Source organism: Streptococcus sp. S5, assembly GCF_034134805.1.
Taxonomy (GTDB): domain Bacteria; phylum Bacillota; class Bacilli; order Lactobacillales; family Streptococcaceae; genus Streptococcus; species Streptococcus lingualis.
In genome coordinates this window covers 856,331-876,209 of the sequence record NZ_CP139419.1, presented here as the reverse complement: position 1 = coordinate 876,209, position 19,879 = coordinate 856,331, and the positions used below count along the sequence as shown (strand labels likewise).

16 protein-coding genes are annotated in these 19,879 nt (G+C 42.3%); 2 read left to right on the top strand and 14 right to left on the bottom strand.

The genetic code is table 11. The annotated features are described in order from the left end of the window. Positions 1 to 14: 14 nt before the first annotated feature. The 9 genes from SM123_RS04100 to SM123_RS04060 form a co-directional block, all read right to left on the bottom strand. Positions 15 to 1,130 (bottom strand): glycerate kinase, encoded by a 1,116-nt coding sequence (locus tag SM123_RS04100; RefSeq protein ID WP_155167540.1) that lies wholly within the window; start codon positions 1,128 to 1,130, stop codon positions 15 to 17. Continuing rightward, positions 1,115 to 1,783: a phosphoserine phosphatase SerB gene (gene serB / locus SM123_RS04095; RefSeq protein WP_155167538.1), complete on the bottom strand. Its 669-nt coding sequence runs from the start codon at positions 1,781 to 1,783 to the stop codon at positions 1,115 to 1,117. The genes SM123_RS04100 and serB overlap by 16 nt, the downstream gene beginning before the upstream one ends. A gap of 112 nt (positions 1,784 to 1,895) precedes the next feature. Continuing rightward, positions 1,896 to 3,620 carry a septation ring formation regulator EzrA gene (ezrA, locus tag SM123_RS04090; protein WP_320909907.1) on the bottom strand — a complete coding sequence of 575 codons (1,725 nt, stop codon included), beginning with the start codon at positions 3,618 to 3,620 and terminating at the stop codon, positions 1,896 to 1,898. A gap of 86 nt (positions 3,621 to 3,706) precedes the next feature. Next, positions 3,707 to 5,656 carry a DNA topoisomerase (ATP-hydrolyzing) subunit B gene (gene gyrB, locus SM123_RS04085; RefSeq protein WP_320909906.1) on the bottom strand — a complete coding sequence of 650 codons (1,950 nt, stop codon included), beginning with the start codon at positions 5,654 to 5,656 and terminating at the stop codon, positions 3,707 to 3,709. A 12-nt stretch (positions 5,657 to 5,668) separates the two neighbouring features. Beyond that, complete coding sequence (locus tag SM123_RS04080) at positions 5,669 to 6,232, bottom strand: HAD-IA family hydrolase (protein WP_320909905.1); 564 nt, start codon at positions 6,230 to 6,232, stop codon at positions 5,669 to 5,671. 165 nt (positions 6,233 to 6,397) lie between these two features. Next, positions 6,398 to 6,949, bottom strand: coding sequence for a DJ-1 family glyoxalase III (locus tag SM123_RS04075; protein WP_320909904.1), 552 nt, complete (start codon positions 6,947 to 6,949; stop codon positions 6,398 to 6,400). Between the two features lie 19 nt (positions 6,950 to 6,968). Further along, positions 6,969 to 8,198: an FtsW/RodA/SpoVE family cell cycle protein gene (locus tag SM123_RS04070; protein ID WP_049523486.1), complete on the bottom strand. Its 1,230-nt coding sequence runs from the start codon at positions 8,196 to 8,198 to the stop codon at positions 6,969 to 6,971. 33 nt (positions 8,199 to 8,231) lie between these two features. Beyond that, positions 8,232 to 9,212: a YeiH family protein gene (locus tag SM123_RS04065; protein WP_049472428.1), complete on the bottom strand. Its 981-nt coding sequence runs from the start codon at positions 9,210 to 9,212 to the stop codon at positions 8,232 to 8,234. 4 nt (positions 9,213 to 9,216) lie between these two features. Further along, complete coding sequence (locus SM123_RS04060) at positions 9,217 to 11,670, bottom strand: bifunctional DnaQ family exonuclease/ATP-dependent helicase (RefSeq protein WP_320909903.1); 2,454 nt, start codon at positions 11,668 to 11,670, stop codon at positions 9,217 to 9,219. A 118-nt stretch (positions 11,671 to 11,788) separates the two neighbouring features. Here SM123_RS04060 and SM123_RS04055 point away from each other — a divergent pair, with 118 nt between their 5' ends. Further along, complete coding sequence (locus SM123_RS04055) at positions 11,789 to 12,430, top strand: MBL fold metallo-hydrolase (RefSeq protein ID WP_320909902.1); 642 nt, start codon at positions 11,789 to 11,791, stop codon at positions 12,428 to 12,430. A gap of 70 nt (positions 12,431 to 12,500) precedes the next feature. On the opposite strand, the gene ftsX is transcribed toward SM123_RS04055, so the two are convergent. From ftsX to prfB, 3 genes are all read right to left on the bottom strand, one after another. Beyond that, positions 12,501 to 13,427 (bottom strand): permease-like cell division protein FtsX, encoded by a 927-nt coding sequence (gene ftsX, locus SM123_RS04050; protein ID WP_042759907.1) that lies wholly within the window; start codon positions 13,425 to 13,427, stop codon positions 12,501 to 12,503. Then, positions 13,420 to 14,112, bottom strand: coding sequence for a cell division ATP-binding protein FtsE (gene ftsE / locus SM123_RS04045; protein ID WP_003008021.1), 693 nt, complete (start codon positions 14,110 to 14,112; stop codon positions 13,420 to 13,422). The genes ftsX and ftsE overlap by 8 nt, the downstream gene beginning before the upstream one ends. Positions 14,113 to 14,156: 44 nt before the next feature. Further along, a protein-coding gene (gene prfB, locus SM123_RS04040; RefSeq protein WP_100209015.1) for a peptide chain release factor 2 occupies positions 14,157 to 15,252 on the bottom strand; the annotation gives its coding sequence in 2 pieces (ribosomal slippage) (positions 14,157 to 15,179 and positions 15,181 to 15,252; 1,095 coding nt in all). A 175-nt stretch (positions 15,253 to 15,427) separates the two neighbouring features. On the opposite strand from prfB, the gene SM123_RS04035 reads away from it, so the two are divergent. Next, the gene (locus SM123_RS04035) at positions 15,428 to 16,285 is read left to right on the top strand and encodes a metallophosphoesterase (protein ID WP_201089235.1); all 858 of its coding nucleotides are present in this window, start codon (positions 15,428 to 15,430) and stop codon (positions 16,283 to 16,285) included. 30 nt (positions 16,286 to 16,315) lie between these two features. Here SM123_RS04035 and SM123_RS04030 read toward each other — a convergent pair whose 3' ends face one another. Continuing rightward, on the bottom strand, positions 16,316 to 16,984 hold the full coding sequence (locus SM123_RS04030) for an MIP/aquaporin family protein (RefSeq protein WP_045759670.1): 669 nt from the start codon (positions 16,982 to 16,984) through the stop codon (positions 16,316 to 16,318). Positions 16,985 to 17,105: 121 nt separating this feature from the next. Continuing rightward, positions 17,106 to 19,790 carry a cation-translocating P-type ATPase gene (locus SM123_RS04025; protein WP_320909901.1) on the bottom strand — a complete coding sequence of 895 codons (2,685 nt, stop codon included), beginning with the start codon at positions 19,788 to 19,790 and terminating at the stop codon, positions 17,106 to 17,108. Between the last annotated feature and the right edge of the window lie 89 nt (positions 19,791 to 19,879).

Genomic DNA, 19,879 nt, shown 5'->3' with positions numbered 1-19,879 from the left:
TTTCCATTGGTTTTTTAGTTTGCTTTTATTTTTAAAAGGTTCCCAATATTTCGAGCACAGGAAATCAGATTCCTTTCAGCATGAGCGAGTGCATCTGCTACCTCACAAGGACCAGGTACGATAGAGAAGGCAGCTTCAATGTGATGACTAGGAAAAGCAGGCAAATCCTCCGCTAAGCTACCACAAATAGCTATCACTGGGATCTTCTCTGGTGTTCGTTTGGCCACCCCGACAGGTGCCTTCCCAGAAAGGGATTGGAGATCCATCCTACCTTCCCCAACCACGACCAGATCAGCTTTTTGTACTTTGTGATTAAAGTCAATCAAATCGAGACTTTTTTCAATTCCTGAGGAAATCTGTCCTCCTGCAAAAGCGACCAAGCCAGCAGCCATGCCACCTCCAGCTCCGGCGCTAGGCATAGACAAAATTCGTGCATCAGCTAGCTGGTAAAAATCCTGCATAGCCTGATCAACAGCTGGAAACAGAAGCGGATTCAATCCCTTTTGCCCACCAAAGATATAGGTCGCTCCTTGACTGCCACAGAGAGGATTGGTTACATCCGTTAAGACTTGGAGCTCGATGTCTTCTAAAGCTTTTGGAACCGCACTGGTATCTATTCTAGCCACACGACCGAGTGAAGCCCCGACAGGACGAAGCAGATGGCCTTGTTCATCATAGAAGGCTATCCCAAGTCCGGCTGCCATCCCAATCCCACCATCATTCGTTGCAGAACCGCCAATTCCCACACAGATTGTTTTAACTCCTTGGTCAACCAATTGCAAAATAAGTTCACCAATTCCTCGTGTTTCCAGTTCAAGAGGATTTCGTTTTTCAGCTGGAATCGAACCTAAACCGACAAGAGAAGCCATCTCAAAAAAGGCCATCTCATCTTTTTGGTAGTAAGACATTGAAACAGGCTGTCCAAATGGTCCGGTTACTTGCGTTTGGTACTCAGTTACATCTAGAACTCCAGCTAGGGTTTCCATGGTGCCTTCGCCACCATCCCCTATAGGAAGGAGGTCAAAAGTTACATCTGGTAGAGCCTCTTGAAATCCTTTTTTCAAGGCTTCTGCTACTTGTTTGGCAGATAAGGATTCTTTAAATGAATCCGGTGCTAGTAGGATATGCATGCTGTTTCCTTTCTATGCTGGTCTAGAATTTCAAGAACAAGGCTTAAATCCCTCTTCTCGATACAATATGGGGCTCGCTCAGCGACGATTGGCTTGGCCATAAAGGCAATCCCGATACCGGCTGTTTCAATCATCGGAAGGTCATTGGCACCATCACCCATCGCAATCGTCTGACTTCGTGGGACATGATTTTCTTTCGCCCATGTCATGAGAGACTCTTTTTTCCTTTCAGGAGTTAGAATTTCACTAAGGACTTTCCCTGTCAAATGGCCATCAGAAGACTCTAAACGATTTGCTAGGACTAGATCAATTCCTAAAGACCTCGCGATGGGGTCGATGACTTCATGAAATCCCCCGGAAACAAGACCAACCTTGTAACCTCTTTGATGCAGTTCCGTGATCAAGGTTTCAGCACCCGGCGTGACTTCCATCTGTTCCAAAATTTTCGGAAAGATAGAGGTCTCTAATCCCTTCAATAAAGCAACACGCGCCTCTAAAGATGCTGAAAAATCCAGCTCCCCTTTCATCGCTTGTGCTGTAATCTCTGCCACTTTTTCTCCCACGCCAGCTTCTTGAGCTAGTAGATCAATTCCTTCTTGTCTTATCAAGGTTCCATCTACATCCATAACGAGGAGACCGGTTACTTCTTTCATCGCTTTCCTTTCTTATTTCTCCCTTACTATACAAAAATAGGGTTTAAATTTCAAGTTTCAATGATCATTTGAAGATAAAAAAACGACCTCCTAAGAAGTCGTTTTTTTGTTATTAGAAGCGAATTTGCTCCCGAGTTTTTTCATACGAAGTAACAAAGCGATCGGTCACTCCAGCTTCTACCATCTCCAAAGCATCTGAGATGACTTTGAAGGAAGCCGCATAGTCATATTCTCTTTCGAAAATATAAAGGGATTCATCAAAAGCTGCTTGCACATGATCATCAAATGAACGGTAACGGTTTGAGTATTGCAACAACTGCTCCGTTAAAGTAGCATTTTGTACAATTCGATACGTCGCTTCTTCCAATTCATTCATATCATTTGTCAAAATATCTAACAAACGATTGGTTGATTCGATGTTGATTTTATCCCCTTCCAACTCATCCATCAAAGCCTCTGTATTGTTGCTTGCTGTGAAGAATAATTCCAAGAATTCTTGAGGGATTCCTGGCAAGTTTCGCTTGTCCATATAGCGTTTAATGGCATGCAAACGGTTGGCATAGATATTGACTTTTTGGCGAGCATTGGCATCGTCTTTTTCAATTTTTGAAAGGGAATCACTTAAGCTGATTTGCTCATCTTCGATTTCTTTCAAGCGAGCCTCAATAGCTTCTAACTCTTCTTCTACGATAGAATAAGCTTTTTGTGTTTCAGATGAATCTTTCAAGGCATCTTCTACCACATTTTCTTGTGAAGATAGCTCAGCTTCTAACTCTTTTAATTGTTGACTGAAAGCTTCATTCAAGACGAATGTTTTACCAAGGCGTTCCACTTCTGCTGCAAGGTTGCTATTGTTATCTTTTGCGTGTTTCAAATAGCCAGGCAGTTGTTTCACTAACTTCTTCACGACTTTTTGTGATTCGATTTCACGAGTAAAGATGTGATACAATGCATCGATTTCCTCTTGAATTTGCTCATTTTCGTAAATAGCATTGTCCAATTCAAGCGCGGATACATTTGCCATATTGTTCTTCAAGGAAGCATGCAACTGTTGGAAACGAGATTCAATATCTGTTTCAGTGAAGTGGTAGCCAGATTCCAAAAGCTTGCGGTAGCCACTTTCCAAATCCTCTAATTGGTCTGGAAGTTTTGACTGAAGAGCGGTGACAATTTCTGGCACTCGCTCAACAATTTGTTTTAAGGCCACAATATGATTCTCAGCTGTATCAAGGATTTCAGCTGCTTCAACAGGGTCACCTGAAGAATTCAAGGTGACAAATTGTGAAAACTCAGATTGAATATTTCCAATTTGCTTTTCAATTTCAGGAAGTGCACTGCCATAACGATCTGGATCTGAAGTGACTTCTTTTTGAAGTTCTTCAAACATATCTAAGGCATGAACCACACGTCCGCTATTTTTTTGTTCTTGCTCTTCAAGATCTGATAGGGCTTGGCGAATCGCTTTGATATCTTCGTCGATCAACTGGATCTGACTTTCGATATTGTCAATAGCTTGTTTAGCCTTCATGAAACGGAAAGAATTATTGTAGCCTTCCGCCTCAAACAGATTGTTTTCAATATCAGCAAATGAATTTAAGGATAAATCTACCCATTTTTGATTCCATTCACGAAATGCAATTTGACTTTGACCAATCAAATGCATGTTTTTTACGGCCTCAACTTCATCGTTGACCGGAAGGTTATATAACTTTTCTTTTCGTTCTTCCAGCGCTGCCAGTAAGGCCTCGTTTCGTTTTCTCAAAATGACTGCAACCACATATCCTACAATCAAGATAAGGGCGACAATAAAGATGAGAACAATTAGTCCACTAGACATATAAAAACTCCTTCATCGTATTACTTGAACGTAATCCTAGTAATTATACCATAAAATATCCATTAATGGGAAGCGTTCGTTGAATTTTATACATCGAGTGTACTATATTCAGCGTTTTCTTCGATAAATTCCCGACGTGGTTCCACGCGGTCCCCCATCAACATATCAAATATCTTATCTGCTTCCGCAGCATCGTCTACTGATACCCGTGCCATCAAGCGGTGTTCGGGGTTCATGGTTGTTTCCCATAATTGGTGATCATCCATTTCCCCAAGACCTTTGTAGCGTTGGATGGTTGGTTTTGAGCGACCTTCTGAATAGCGTTCCAAGGCTGCAGCTAATTCTGCTTCTTGGTTGGCACCAGGTTGGATATATTCTTTGATCTCGCTACCGACTTTGACCCCATAGATTGGTGGTTGCGCAATATAAACATATCCCGCTTCCAAGACTGGTTTCATATAGCGATAGATCAAGGTCAACAGAAGGGTTCGAATATGTGCGCCATCGACATCGGCATCAGTCATGATGACTAATTTTTGATAACGCGCTTTTGTGACATCAAATTCAGCACCAAATCCAGTTCCCATAGCAGTAAATAAACTACGGATCTCTTCATTGGCTAGAATTTTATCCATACTTGCTTTTTCAACGTTCAAGATCTTACCACGGATTGGGAGAATCGCTTGGAATTCCCGATTTCGACCAGATTTTGCAGATCCTCCGGCTGAATCCCCTTCGACGATAAAGAGTTCTGTTTCTTGTGGATTGTTTGAAGAACAATCTGCCAATTTACCAGGTAGGTTGGAAATCTCAAGCCCTGATTTCTTACGGGTCACCTCACGCGCTCGCTTAGCAGCCACCCGAGCTTTCGCCGCTAAAATCCCTTTTTCGACGATTTTCTTAGCAATTTGCGGATTTTCCAAAAGGAAATCAGAAAAGGCATCACTAAAGAGTCGATTGGTAATCTTAACAACTTCTGAATTTCCAAGTTTGGTCTTGGTTTGTCCTTCAAACTGTGGATTTGGATGTTTAACCGAGATCACTGCTGTTAAGCCTTCTCGAACATCTTCCCCAGTTAGATTGTCTTCGTTTTCTTTTAAGAGTTTATTTTTCTTAGCGTAATCATTGATCACACGAGTGAGAGCTGTACGGAAGCCCTGTTCATGCGTCCCACCTTCATGGGTATGAATGTTATTCGCAAAACTCATGACCGTCTCATGGTAGCCTGTGGTATATTGCATAGCCACTTCAACGGTAATATCATCCATTTCTCCATCTGTGTAGATGGGTTTTTCAAAGATGACATCTTTGTTCTCATTGATGTACTCGACGTAACTAGAGATCCCACCTTCGTAGTGGTAATGCTTTTCTTGCTCTAAGCCTTCTCGCTTATCCGTCAAAGAAATACGCAAGCCACGATTCAAAAAGGCTAATTCTTGAATCCGTTTATTTAATTTGTCAAAATCATACTCGGTGGTTTCTGTGAAGATTTCTGGGTCTGGAATAAAGTGGACGGTTGTCCCTGTCCGATCTGTCTCCCCGATGACTTTCAAATCATCCACAACGTGTCCACGTCGATACTCTTGGTAATGGATACTGCCATTTTTATATACGCGAACATCGAGGGATGTGGAGAGGGCATTCACAACGGATGATCCTACCCCGTGAAGACCACCAGAAACCTTGTAGCCGCCTCCGCCGAATTTTCCTCCTGCGTGAAGTACGGTAAAGACAGTTTCGACGGCAGGTCGACCTGTCTTTTCTTGGATATCCACTGGGATCCCACGACCATCATCGACAACCGTGATCGAATTATCTGCTTCAATGAAAACTTCAATATGGCTAGCAAAACCAGCTAAGGCTTCGTCAATCGAGTTATCCACGATTTCCCAGACCAGATGATGAAGACCTTCTTTTGAGGTAGATCCAATATACATCCCCGGACGCATCCGAACGGCCTCTAGTCCTTCCAAGACCTGAATCTGACTGGCATCATATTCTTGTGCTTGATTTTCTTGCTGTTTATCCTCTGTCATAATTTCCCTTTTCTATTCAAATATAAACTGGTGTAAGCGTGGCATGGAATCAAATAAATAGGTCGAAAGCCCTGCAGCCTTCCCAGCTTCTATATCGATCGGACGATCTCCGATGACCAGACCGTCTTGAATGCCATATTTTTCCTTCAAATAAAGCATAGAGGCTGGGTCTGGTTTTCGAGGAAAGCCCTCGTCTGCTGTTACAATCTCCGTAAAGTAGGGTGCAATGCCTGTCTGTTCAATAAGGGTCAAAACTTGGCGATCCCGATGAGATACCAAAAAATGGCGTCCTCCATGTACTTGGATCTCTTCTAGTAACTCTTTTGCTCCCTCAAATAAGACCGGCTCTTGCAAGCCCAAGGCTTCTTTTTTCTTGTATTCCGTACGAAAATTGGAAATATGAGGGGCAAAGGTTTGAATTGCATCCTGTGTTGAGATTTTTAATGCTGCATAAACAGAATCATGATCGGCTTGGATGTGAAAGTCCTTCAATGTCGCTACAAAGGCATTTGTGGACGTTTCGTAATTATCCAATAGCGTCCCACCAAGATCCCATATAAAATCATGATAATTCATAGTCAATATTATACCACAAATGGACAAAAAAAATAAGCTAAAACCCTCATTTAGGGGGGATTTTAGCCATTTTTTACGGTCATTTCATTTTAAATCATAGAGAAGTCATTTTCCGTCATAGAATGTAAACTTTCACCAGAAAATATGGTGTCCAAAAGAGCAATTTTAAGCATCTCCAAAGACATCTTGATAGAGCATTCCTTGACGAAGACTTTGGGCATCTCCTCCAAATTGCTCTACCAAGGCATAGGCTAAGGCTAGGGCTGTTGAAGGACCACGACTGGTGAGAAGATTACCATCTTTCACCACTGTTTCTTTCTGATAATGGCCATCTTGAATCTCTTCTTCAAAGCCATCGTAACACGTATAGTGTTTATCTTTTAAGAGACCTGCACGCGCCAAAACAATGGGGGCAGCACAAATTGCAGAGATGGTTTTTCCTTTGCCACTTTCTTCCTGAAGGGCTGTGATCAATTCTGCATTGTCCCTCAAATTCGCTGCTCCTGGCATCCCACCTGGTAAGAAGATTCCATCATAATCTGAAAGATCTCCACTCCAAAGGCGATCTACTTCCACTGTAATTTGGTGAGAACCTGTGACTGTTTCTTCCATGCCAATGAGGTCGCAGTCAATCCCAGCACGTCTCAAAACATCGACAATGGTCAAGGCTTCAATTTCTTCAAAACCGTTTGCTAAAATCGTTGCTACTTTTTTCATTTTCATTCCTTCTTTCTAACTATTGCGCCTTTTTAAGGACTACTTTTTTACGGATTGGAACCTCTTCTTCTGGTCCTTTCTTTTTACTACTATGATTATATATTGAGAGTACTAGGCCAATACCAATCAGATTACTAATAATAGAGGAACCTCCTTGTGAGATAAAGGGGAGAGGAATCCCCGTCAAGGGGAGAAGGCCCGTTACCGCTCCGACATTTTCAAAAATATGAAAGACCAGCATCATAATAAATCCAATGGAAATATAGGTATAAAATTGGTTGTTGGACTGGAGGGTGATTTTTAAAATACGGTAAATCAGGGTCACATATAAAATCAACAGCACCAGAGCTCCAACAAAGCCAAAGTCTTCTGCGACGACTGTAAAAATCATATCACTTTCCCTTACGGGAACCAATAAATTAGATACATTAAATCCTTGACCAAAGAGTCCACCACTGGCAATGGCTAGCTGTCCTTGCGCCTGCTGGTAGGTGGTTGTTTGTGCATAGTCAAAAGGATTTAACCAGGCTAAAATACGGTTCATTTGGTAGGTTGGCATCCCTACTTGCTGGTGCAGAAAAGCCCGACCCCCTTCTGATAGAAAGAGAAAGAGAAAGCCTGCTAACCCACCTGCCAGAAGCAAGATGACCGGCAAGATTATTTTCCAAGAAACTCCTGAAACGAGCACTAAGCCCGCAAAGATGGCCAAGAATACTAAGGCCGTTCCCAAGTCCTGCTGGAGGGCCAATAAGGCAAAGACCGGAATTGTATAGATGGTCAACTCTAGAATTAAAAACCAATCTTGTCGTAACAATCGCTCACGCCCCTTATTTCTTTGTAAAAATCGAACAATAGAACGTGACAGCATCAGGATGAAGGGAATCTTCATAAATTCTGAAGGCTGAAATAAGGTGATGTTTCCATAAGCTACCCAGTTTTTTGCACCTGTTGAAGCCACCAAGTTTGGATTATAAAAAACAAGAGGAAGAACCATCAAGGCCAAGCCTAGTAGGTAAAGAAAGGGAGTGATTTTCCAAAGAAATTTCGTACTAAAAATCGTCACAATCAGGCAAATGATACATCCCACACCAATCCAGGCTAATTGCTGCCCCAAAAAAGGCCACACCATTTGGGGATAATCATGAGAAACTGCCACATAAACGGATAAGATCCCTATTATAAGTAGGGTGAAGACAATTCCAATGATCGAATAATCCAGGTGGATCGTCCAAAAATGATGTTTCTTCATTCACGTTCCTTTCTGTGAGAATCATCAAATTAATTAATAGAACAACATCTGTAGAATCAAGCTAGATCCTGCCACACAGAACCAAGCAATCAAACCTACCAGAAGGGGGGCTGCTCCTGCCGCACGGAACTGTTTCCAAGAAACCTTGCTTCCGATTCCAACCAAGGCCATGGCCATAAAGAGGTGAGAAAGGTCATTTAGGTAAGGTAGGACCACTTTAGGTACCAGGCCAATAGAAGAAAGAATGGAAGCCACAATAAACCAGATAATAAACCAAGGAATAATTTTCTTTAACATTCCTTTGTTTCTTCCTTGTTGTTTACTCCGATACCATTTTAAACCGATCAAGCCCAAACAAACTGGTACAATCATCAGGGCGCGTGTTAACTTAACAATTGTAGCCATTTGCCCCGCTGCTTTACTGTAAGAAAATGCTGCTGCTACAACAGATGACGTATCGTTAATGGCTGTTCCTGACCAGAGGCCAAATTGGAAATTAGACATATGCCATAAATGCCCTAATACTGGAAAGATAAAGACAGCCAAAATGTTGAAGAAGAAAATAGTTGACATAGATAGGGCAATTTCCTCTTCGTCTGCTTCAATGATCGGCGCTGCTGCTGCAATAGCAGATCCACCACAAATAGCTGTACCAAACCCAATTAAGGTCCGTAGATGAGATTTCAGGTGGAAGACTCTCCCAAAAATAATAGCTGCAAGAAAGGCAACGGTTATCGTTGGCAGACTAATCTTTAAAGAAGACAAACCTGTAGAGGCAACTGTCGCAATGGGCAAGCTAAATCCCATGAAGATAATCGAATACTGCAACAATTTCTTACCGGACCAGTTCAAGCCTGGTCGTGAATTCTCCGGCAAATCCACAAATTCATTAAGGACAATTCCTAAAATTAAGGCAAAAACACTGGAGCCAATAATGGGAAAGAAAGTTCCCAACAACATAGCACAAAGTGCCAGTACAAATGCAATTGCAAGTCCAAATCCTTTATTTTTCATTTTCTCAATTCCTTTCAAAAAAGTCAGCTGCTTGCTCAACAAGCCGCTCTCTCACTGTCGTGTGAAGGGGCAACACTTGTTGCAAACCATCCAAAATTTGTTTTCCATATCGCTTGGTTACCACCCGCTGATCTAATAAAAGCACCAAAGATTCCTGATCTTGAAAACGGCTGGTTCTCCCAATAGCCTGTTTTAGCCTTAAAATCGCGACTGGAAGACTATAGTCGTAAAAGGGATTTTTCCCCTGTTCTCTGAGTTTTGTATTCAGCTTTTGAACCATATAATCTTTAGGATTGTCAAAAGGAAGGCGCGTGATGATTTGAATCACTTCTTTTTGTTGGGAGAAATCGACTCCCTCCCAGAAGCTTCCTGTTCCAAATAAAATGGAGCTTTCTCCTCGGTCAAATCGTCGCTTAATATTGGCTGCATCCCCATTTCGATACTGGGCCAAGTGAGGAAACTTCAATGCGTTTGACGTCTCCAGTAACAATTCTTTTGAAGTAAACAAAAGAAAAATTGGCTTTCGTAAAGGAAGGAGTTCACCGACGAGCTGACAAATCTCCCCTGCGTATTCCACTGAAGATAAAGAAACGACATCTGGAAAATCTATCGGCACCAATAATTCCTGGTGTTGTTTGACTGTTATTGGCACCCGGTAGATCTGCTGCTCTTTGTATCCCAAAAGGGCAGGTAAATGCACCTTTTTGCTGATCGCGATCGTCGCTGATACAAAGAGCACGGGCACTTCTTCAGGAACAAACTCCTTAAAGGATAGCAAGTCCTCAACTCCTCCGTGGAGACGAAGAATCTGGTGGCTTTCGACCACTTCCTTGTCCATCCAAAAGGTTTGGTAGCGCTCATCAAACAATTCCCTTAGATTCTCTAATGATTCGTTTTTTAATTCTGAGACATCCTGTCGAATTTTTGCCACTGTTTGATCTGATAAGATCGCTGTTTTTCCTTGTACAACTTCCTTAGAGCAGGCATTTAATTCAAATTGAATACTTTCCAGCAAACGCCGTTGCAGAAGATCTTTTTCCTCTTCGATGGCGTGTTGCAAGCTTAGAAGAAGAGATTGCAAGGTTTCTTCTCTCTGTGAAAACTGCTCCAAAGCAAAGAAGAGTTTTTGCGCTTCATCCACAACCAGAACAGATTCTTGAAGTAGACTCTTATCATCTTCTAGACGAGTTAACAGATAGGCATGATTGGTCAGAATTACCCGGCTGGTTTTCACTTTTTCCTGGCCGAGGCGCCAAAAATCTTCTTGATAAAAAAGCGAACGTTTCGACAATTGGCCATCGTGGCAAATGTCAGCTACAAAATGAAGATGACGATAGAGTTGACCAATTTCACTGAGCTCTCCCGTTTCCGTCATCGTCAGCCAAACCAACAGTTGCATTTTAAAGCGTCGGATCATCCCATTATCTGACTCACTCTGTAAGGCCTCATAAAATTTATCGAGTTGGATGTAATCCTTGGGACTTTTCAGGCTATGAAAGGGAATTTGGAAAAGATCTTGGATAGTCTTTCCTTCCTTCTTCATAATTTGATCCTGAAGAATTTTAGTCGGAACACTGACAAGAATGCGCTTGGATGTTTTCGCCAAAAGCGTTAATAGATAGGCATAGGTCTTCCCAATACCCGTTGGCGCTTCAATAAAACTCGGAAGTGGCTGTTGCAAACTGTCCTCGATATAGGCAACAAATTCTCTCTGCTCCGGATAAGCCTCCATTCCCAACAGCTGCATATTGAGTTCAAACTGTTCAGACAAATGACGACTTTCTAAAAACTGCTGTGGCTTTCGCAGATAGAGACCATGAACCTCTACTAAATGAGCTGGTAAAAAAAGGCTACTGTCTTCAAGCGCATCTTCTATTAAGAGTCGTGATTCATAAATCAAACAATCTGCCATCGAAAGAAGTTTTTCGATCAATCCCCTTGGTAAACTAGCAATTTTCTCTCTCAATTTCAACAGCAGCTGGGCTGTTGCCATAGCATCCGCTAAAGCGGAGTGAGCATGGTGTAACTCAATTTCCAGTTCAGCTGCAAGCGCTCCTAAATTGTAGCGTTCTAAAGTCGGATAGAAAATTTGAGACAATTCAACCGTATCAATCCGAGGAGTCGTTAGCTCAAATCCTTCCCAAAAGAGGGCTTCTGCTAATAAATTCGCATCAAATTTGACATTATGGGCCACAAAGACGGCATCTTCTATTAATTCAAAAATTTCTTTTGCCACTTGTGCAAACTCTGGTGCTTTTTTCAAGCGAGCATCTGTCAGGCCAGTCAATTGTTTGATATGCTCATCCAATCGTTCATGGGGATTCACATCCGTCTCATAGGATTGCATAATCCTCCCATCTTCGATGATGACAATCCCAACCTGAATGATCTTAGCATTGCTTCCAGCACTGGTCGCTTCCAGATCCACAATGGCATATTTCCGTTTCTGTCTTGTCATAATACTTAAAATTATATCACGTTTGAGCAAGCTCTGCAGATTTTTTTCTCCTTTCAGGCTGACTTCAATCCTGTTATTTTCCTTACAATTTGATACACTATTCTAGAAAGGAGTCCTTATGAAAATCTATCGTACTGTTAATCCTATAGCTTATGAAAACACCTACTACCTTGAAAATGATCACTCCCTCATTCTTGTCGATCCAGGTAGCGACTGGGCGACTATTCAAAAACAATTGGATCGCATCGGAAAACCAATCGTAGCAATTCTTTTAACCCATACGCATTATGATCACATTATGAGTCTTGAAAAGGTTCGTCAGACCTATCATTTCCCACCTGTTTATGTCCATCCAGCAGAAGCCAGTTGGTTGTCTTCTCCTGTCGATAATTTATCTGGTTTGGATCGTCATGCGGATTTAGAAGATGTTGTATGCAAGGAGGCCGACTTCCTTTATGACATTCGCTCCGATTACCAAATAGCTGATTTCCACTTTTATGTTCTGGAGACACCAGGCCACTCTGCAGGAGGGGTTTCCATCGTCTTTCCTCAGGATCACCTGGTTCTATCTGGTGATGCCCTTTTTCGCGAAACCATTGGACGGACCGATCTTCCAACAGGGAACGCGGCACAGTTGCTTAGCAGTATTAGAGAAGAACTCTTTTCCCTTCCATCTTCCTATACCGTCTATCCTGGTCATGGCCCTGAAACTTCTATTGGTCACGAGAAGATGTTCAATCCCTTCTTTAGACAATCTTAAAGAATCATGTATCCTCCTTCCTGTCCTAATAAAAGGATACAAAAAAAGCAAGTGCGAACTTGCTTTTTTATTATATCTTAAGAAAACGTCTCATGGAGATTGAAGAACCAATCGCCCCAATCAAAATTCCTAATCCAAAGAGGCCACCGACCATGATCGGTACCAAGAGATGAGGGCTATAGAGATACAAGTTTTGATCTGCCAAGTTATTGTTCATAGATGTATAGACAACATTATAAACATAAAAGACCAAAGCTGAAGGAACCAAGGCTCCCAAGAGACCGATCCAAGCACCTTCTAAAAGGAATGGTGCACGAATATAACCATTTTTTGCTCCTACCAGTCGCATAATCTTAATCTCACGACTACGTGAAATGATGGTAATCCGAATGGTATTTGAAATCAAGAAGACTGCGATGAAGATCAATAAAGCTACACCAATCAAGCCCCAGTTTCGGATGAAGGTTCCAAGAGCGAACAAACGTTGGGTATCGACCCCACCATCTTTTACCTCAGAAACTCCTTCAATTTTTTTGGCATCAGCCGAAACTTGCTTTACATATTTAGGAGCCGTTGTCTCTACATAATAAGCATCATAGAGAGGATTGGCATCTCCATCAAAAATCTTCCAGTTGTTCCCAGCCGTTTTGATCAGTTTATCATACTGTTCTTCCTTGCTAGAAAAATCAACCTTGTCGACATGCTTCATGGCTGTCAGAGCATCGTAGACCTTATGGTAGTTTTCATTGGTCACGGTTTGACCGTCTTTTTCAATCTGCTCGCTCTGATCTTGAATATCCTTGCGCATGTATACTACAACCCGCACACTGTTTTGAATATCATCTGAAAGCTTAATGGTATTGGCAATAACTGAAGCGAAAATAGCAACCAAGCTAAGGGTAATCATAACCGAGCTGACCGCTGCAATCGTCATCCAACCATTTCGTTTCAAGCTTTTAAGCGATTCGATTAAGTGTCGGAAAAATCTTCTAATCATCGTATCCGTACTCTCCTTCCGCTTCATCACGCACTACACGACCATTTTCAATCGCGATGACACGGTGACGTAAAGTATTTACAATCTGGCTATTGTGGGTCGCCATCAATACTGTGGTCCCTTGCAGATTAATCCGCTCCAAAAGATTCATGATTTCCCATGAATTATCTGGGTCCAAGTTCCCCGTTGGCTCATCCGCAATCAAGACTTTCGGATTGTTGACGATCGCACGAGCAATCGCAATCCGTTGTTGCTCTCCACCGGACAATTCATTCGGGAATGAGCGGACCTTGTGTTTCAATCCGACAAGATCCAAAACTTCCATAACACGCTTTTTAATATTGCGACGGCGCTCACCGATAACTTGCATTGCGTAGGCAATATTTTCATAAACGGTTTTCTTTGGAAGCAATTTATAATCTTGGAAGACCACTCCCACATTGCGTCGCAACATAGGAATATCGCGTTTTTTGATTTTATCCAAATCAAAATCAGCTACTTTCAAACTTCCTTTATCGTGTTTGACTTCACGGTATAAAAGTCGAATAAAGGTCGACTTCCCTGCACCAGAAGGTCCTACGATGTAGGCAAATTCTCCTGGTTCAATTTGGACAGAGACCCCGCGAAGGGCCGTCGTCCCGTTGTCATACTTTTTGACAACATCTTTCATTTCAATCATTGACATGTAATGAAATTCCTTTCATTCTTTTCTGGTTGATTCCCTCTAGGTTATTGGAGACGCCATTTAAGGTAGGCATCGATAAAGCCATCGATATCTCCATCCATCACCTTGTCCACCTGCGCTACTTCGTAGTTGGTCCGGTGATCCTTAACCATCGTGTAAGGGGTAAAAACATAGGAGCGGATTTGACTTCCCCAGGTGATTTCTTTTTTATCCCCTTTTAGAGAATCCACTTCTGCTGCTTTTTTCTCTTGCTCTAATTGGTAGAGTTTAGCTTGCAACATCTTCATCGCACGATCACGGTTCCCGTATTGGGTCCGATCCACGGTGGACGCCACTACAATCCCTGTCGGAATGTGGGTCAAGCGCACCCCTGTAGAGACCTTGTTGACGTTTTGTCCACCAGCTCCACCAGAGCGGAAGGTGTCCATCTTGATATCATCATCACGAACTTCGACTTCGATGGTATCGTCTAATTCGGGCATGACCTCAACAGATGTAAAGGAGGTATGACGACGTTTAGCGGAGTCAAATGGAGAGATCCGAACCAAACGGTGTACCCCCATTTCAGATTTCAGAAGACCGTATGCATGTGGCCCTTCAAAGGATAGGGTCACAGACTTGATTCCAGCCTCATCTCCAGCCTGATAGTCCAAGACTTCAACTTTAAAGCCGTGGGCATTCCCAAAACGAGTATACATCCGAAGAAGCATGTCGCCCCAGTCCTGAGCTTCTGTTCCTCCTGAACCTGGGTGGATTTCTAAGATGGCATTATTATTGTCATAGGGTTCAGACAATAGCAAGGTCATCTCATAGCTGGTCATACGTTTATCCAGCTCCTCCAACTTCTCGATCAATTCTTCCTTGACCGAATCATCTTCTGCCAAAAAGTCCAGTAAGATTTCTGACTCATCAAAGAGATCCACCATTTGATGGAAATTTTCATAGGTCTGCTTGAGTTCATTTAATTCTTGAGATGTCTTTTGCGCAGCAATGTTATCATCCCAAAAATCAGGTTCTGTCATTTTATTTTCTAAAATGGCAATTTCTTCTTCCAATGCCTCTAAGTCAAAGAGACCCCCTGAAAGAAGCTAATTTTTCACGATTTGCGTCAATTTTTTGACGAATTTCTGAAATGTCCATAAGTACCTCTTTCTATGTATCTAGTCTATTATATCATAACCTTCACTATTTGCCCACCTTCCAATATTGGATCTGCTGGTTGACAACTGCCAAGCCAGCTGATTTTCAGCATTTTTTCTATTCATTTGTAACCTAATTGTTAGAAAAAAAGATGCTCTTATGCTAGACTGGTAGCATGACAACAGTAGCTTTTATGTCCGATTTACATATTGATTCAAACAACTTCGGCAAAGAAGAATTAGAGACTCTGATCACTCTTTTCAAGGACAAAAAAATTCAACATCTCCATATTGCAGGAGATATTGCCAACGGCTTTGAAAAGACGTCACAGGAATTTTTAGACCAACTTCAATGTCACCTTCCAGTGACCTTTAGCCTAGGAAATCATGATATGCTGGGCCTATCAGAAGAAGCCATGAGACCTTTTGAATTTCAAAAAATCTCATTCTCCAATCATACGCTTCTTGCCTTTTCGGGCTGGTATGACTACAGCTTTGTTCCTACTATTTCTCCCCAAAAACATCTCCAAACCAAGAATCTGTTTTGGTTTGACAGACGCCTCCAACGAATGGGATCTGATCCAGCCATTACCCAACGTCTGTTGCAAGAACTGGAACAAGAGCTCATGCGTGTAGACCAACCCCTGATCATCGCCATGCACTTTGTTCCTCATAGTCAGTTTCTCCTGCGCCACCCTTATTTTGAACGCTTTAATGCTTTTCTAGGGAGCCAAGCCTTTCATGAGCTTTTTCGGCAATTCCCTGTCAAAGATGTCATATTTGGACACAGCCACCACAGAATTTCAGATAGGAAAATCGACAATATCACCTATCATGCCAGACCTTTAGGCTATGTCCGAGAATGGGAGCTTTGCAAACAATTTTTCGATGCTTTTCCTGAATATGATTTTCCAAAACGATACGATCCCTACAAACGCTATCGCAGAATCAAAGACCTCCCCGAATTTAAAGCATACAAGAAAAAACAGCTCGCTCATGAATTTTCTCAAACCATGACGATCCTTGAACTATAAAAAAAATTGGCTCCTTCGGAACCAATTTTTTTACTCTTCAGTATCCAAGAGATTTTTTGCAACGATTGCAGCCAGAACACCACCGACAATTGGAGCCAAGATAAAGATCCAAATTTGTTGAAGGGCTGCACCACCAACAAAGAGGGCAGGTGCCAAGCTACGAGCTGGGTTAACAGAAAGTCCTGTAATGTTCAAACCAACAAGAATAATTAAAGTCAAGCTCAAACCGATCACAAGACCAGCGATCTTGCCATTACCTTTGGTAGCTGAAGTCACTGTCATGATGACCAAAATAAAGATAAAGGAAGCAATTACTTCAAACAAGAATCCGCCAAATGGAGTCACACCCTTCGCTAGGGCATTTTCACCAAGACTAGCTGTTGACATACCTGAATTTGACAAGAGGAAGAGTACTGTTGCAGATGCGAGAACCGCACCCACTACTTGCGCTGCAATATAATTAACCAAGTCCTTTGAAGACAAGCGTTTGTTCACAAACATGGCAATCGAAACAGCCGGGTTCAAGTGGGCACCCGAAACAGTCCCAATTGAGTAAGCTGCTGCGACAATAGATAAACCGAATGCCAAGGCAATTCCTAAATGTCCCAGACCTTCTGTTCCATTTCCAAAAACAACTGCGCCAGTCCCGATAAAGACAAGCATAAATGTACCGATTACTTCAGCAAAAAACTTTTTCATAACTAAGTTTCCTTTCTTCAAACTGTTGACTAGTTTATCAAAAATCTACACGTACCTCAAGAAATATGCCCAGTCCATTTTGCCCGCAAAAAAAGCCATCCGGAGATGACTTCTTTTATATTTAAATGGCGTTTTTATCTTTTCCAAGTGCACGTTGAACGGCTTTAACAATCTCAACAAGAACAACAATCAAGAGCGAACCAATCATAACAGCTAACCATTGTGTCAAGCTTAAATGAGACACATGGAAGAGTTTGTTAAATCCAGGGATAATGATGGTCGCCATCAAGAGAACAAAGGCAACTGGAATCGACCAGTTAAAGGTCTTGTTCTTGAAGAGTCCCACTTTAAAGATGGATTGGTAAACCGATTTAACGTTAAAGGCATGGAGCAATTGGATCAAACCAAGAGTTGCAAAGGCCATGGTCAAAGCATCTGCATGGATTTCGGCACGAGTCGCATGTTCTGGAGAGAGTAAGGCCCAGCCATAAACACCAAGAACTAGCATGGTTTGGAAGATTCCTTGATAAAGAATGGCTCCAAAGACCCCACCGTCAAAGAAGTTAGATTTACGTCCACGAGGTTTGTGAGTCATGACACCGGGCTCAGCTGGTTCCACACCAAGAGCGATGGCTGGAAGAGTATCGGTTACCAAATTGATCCAGAGAAGATGCACTGGTTGCAACACATCCCAACCAAAGAGTGTTGCAAAGAAGATGGTGAAGACTTCAGCCATATTGGCGGACAAGAGATACTGAATAGATTTTTGGATATTGGAGAAGACCTTCCGTCCTTCTTCTACCGCTACGATAATAGTGGCGAAGTTATCATCGGCAAGGACCATGTCTGAAGCTCCCTTAGAAACTTCTGTACCTGTAATCCCCATACCGATACCGATGTCAGCTGTCTTAAGTGATGGTGCATCGTTGACCCCGTCACCAGTCATGGCAACAACTTTTCCTTCATTTTGCCAAGCTTTCACGATCCGAACCTTGTGTTCAGGTGATACACGAGCATAAACAGAATATTGCTTGAAGACCTTTTGGAATTCTTCGTCAGAGAGTTCATTCAACTCAGCTCCTGTAAAGACATGGTCTTCTGTATCATTTGGATCGATGATTCCCAGACGTTTAGCAATCGCTTCTGCTGTATCTTGGTGGTCACCCGTGATCATGATTGGACGGATACCCGCTTCCTTAGCAACACGAACCGCTTCAGCTGCTTCTGGACGCTCAGGGTCAATCATACCGACCAAACCAGAGAAGATCAAGTCAGACTCAACAATTTCAGATTCCAAGGTTGGAATTTCCTTGCTTGTCTTATAAGCCATCATCAAGACACGAAGGGCCTGTTTAGCCAAGTCTTTGTTGGTAGCAAGGATAGCTTTCTTATCTTCATCCGTAATAGGACGAACTTCCCCATTAACTTCAATACGCGTCACACGTTTGAGCAATTGGTCAGGAGCCCCCTTAACAGCGATAAAGTATGAACCGTCCGCTTCCTTATGGATAGTTGACATAAGCTTACGGTCTGAGTCAAATGGCAATTCTGCCACACGTGGCTCATCCTTCAGAATTTCGCGAACATCAAAATTGTGATCCAAACCAAACTGTACCAAAGCAGTCTCTGTTGGGTCCCCAATCAACTTGCCAGATGGATCTACCTTGGTATCATTGGCAAAGTTCATGATGCGAAGCGTATTGTTGCTTGTTCCAATTTCGGTTGCTGCACTTTGTAATTGACCGTTGGTATAGACTTTTTCAACCGTCATTTGGTTCATGGTCAAAGTACCTGTTTTATCAGATGCGATGATTTCTGTTGAACCAAGTGTTTCAACCGCTGGCAATTTACGAACAATCGAATTGCGTTTGGCAAGGGTTGTTGTTCCCAAAGAAAGAACGATGGTTACAATGGCAGGAAGTCCTTCTGGAATCGCCGCAACCGCAAGGGCAACAGCTACCATCAAGCCTTCCAATGGATGTTCCCCACGAACGAAGACACCAACTAAGAAAGTAATGACCGCAATCACAACAATTAAGTAAGTCAAGGCTTTAGATAATTGTTCCAAGCTTTGCTTCAATGGTGTTTCAGTCTCATCGGCATTAGCCAACATATCTGCAATCTTACCAACTTCTGTATACATACCAGTGTTTGTTACGACACCAATACCACGACCATAAGTTACATTTGAGTTTTGGTAACCCATATTAACGCGGTCCCCAATACCAGCATCTGCTTCAACAAGTCCTGTCACATCTTTTTCAACTGGCACAGACTCCCCTGTAAGAGCTGCTTCTTCAATTTTAAGAGAAGCTGCTTCAAACAAACGCATATCTGCAGGCACGACATCTCCCGCTTCAAGCAAGACGATATCTCCGGGTACCAATTCTTTTGAGTCAATCTCAATAACATGGCCATCACGACGAACACGAGCCATGGGGCTAGACATATTTTTCAGAGCTTCAATGGCTGCTTCTGCTTGCCCTTCTTGGTAAACCCCAAAGGCAGCATTCAAGACAACAACGGCCAAGATGATCATGGCATCCGTTAGACCGTCCATTCCTTCTGTAATCACAGAAAGTGCCGCTGCCACAAGCAAGATGATAATCATCAAATCCTTAAATTGATCAAGGAATTTAGCTAGTAGGCTACGTTTTTCACCCTCTTCCAACTCATTACGACCATAATTCGCTAAGCGTTCTTGAGCCTGGGCGGTTGACAAACCTTCGACAGATGAGTCCAAGTTCTTTAGGACTTCCTCAGAAGATTGCGTGTAAAACAAATCTTTATTTTGTTCTTTTGACAAAACAGTCTCCTCCTTTTTGGCCTCTTTTTACAAAAAAAGAGACCTGTTTTTTAAAAAAACAAGTCTCGCTGTTTAATATAGTGCCGGAA

Bases quoted from the DNA above. Each gene is read 5' to 3' on its own strand.
- gyrB (WP_320909906.1), bottom strand. From the start codon at position 5,656: ATGACAGAGGATAAACAGCAAGAAAATCAAGCACAAGAATATGATGCC.
- SM123_RS04080 (WP_320909905.1), bottom strand. From the start codon at position 6,232: ATGAATTATCATGATTTTATATGGGATCTTGGTGGGACGCTATTGGAT.
- SM123_RS04100 (WP_155167540.1), bottom strand. From the start codon at position 1,130: ATGCATATCCTACTAGCACCGGATTCATTTAAAGAATCCTTATCTGCC.
- SM123_RS04030 (WP_045759670.1), bottom strand. From the start codon at position 16,984: ATGAAAAAGTTTTTTGCTGAAGTAATCGGTACATTTATGCTTGTCTTT.
- SM123_RS04070 (WP_049523486.1), bottom strand. From the start codon at position 8,198: ATGAAGAAACATCATTTTTGGACGATCCACCTGGATTATTCGATCATT.
- SM123_RS04055 (WP_320909902.1), top strand. From the start codon at position 11,789: ATGAAAATCTATCGTACTGTTAATCCTATAGCTTATGAAAACACCTAC.
- serB (WP_155167538.1), bottom strand. From the start codon at position 1,783: ATGAAAGAAGTAACCGGTCTCCTCGTTATGGATGTAGATGGAACCTTG.
- SM123_RS04060 (WP_320909903.1), bottom strand. From the start codon at position 11,670: ATGACAAGACAGAAACGGAAATATGCCATTGTGGATCTGGAAGCGACC.
- ftsE (WP_003008021.1), bottom strand. From the start codon at position 14,112: ATGTCAATGATTGAAATGAAAGATGTTGTCAAAAAGTATGACAACGGG.
- SM123_RS04035 (WP_201089235.1), top strand. From the start codon at position 15,428: ATGACAACAGTAGCTTTTATGTCCGATTTACATATTGATTCAAACAAC.
- SM123_RS04075 (WP_320909904.1), bottom strand. From the start codon at position 6,949: ATGAAAAAAGTAGCAACGATTTTAGCAAACGGTTTTGAAGAAATTGAA.
- ezrA (WP_320909907.1), bottom strand. From the start codon at position 3,620: ATGTCTAGTGGACTAATTGTTCTCATCTTTATTGTCGCCCTTATCTTG.
- ftsX (WP_042759907.1), bottom strand. From the start codon at position 13,427: ATGATTAGAAGATTTTTCCGACACTTAATCGAATCGCTTAAAAGCTTG.
- SM123_RS04065 (WP_049472428.1), bottom strand. From the start codon at position 9,212: ATGAAAAATAAAGGATTTGGACTTGCAATTGCATTTGTACTGGCACTT.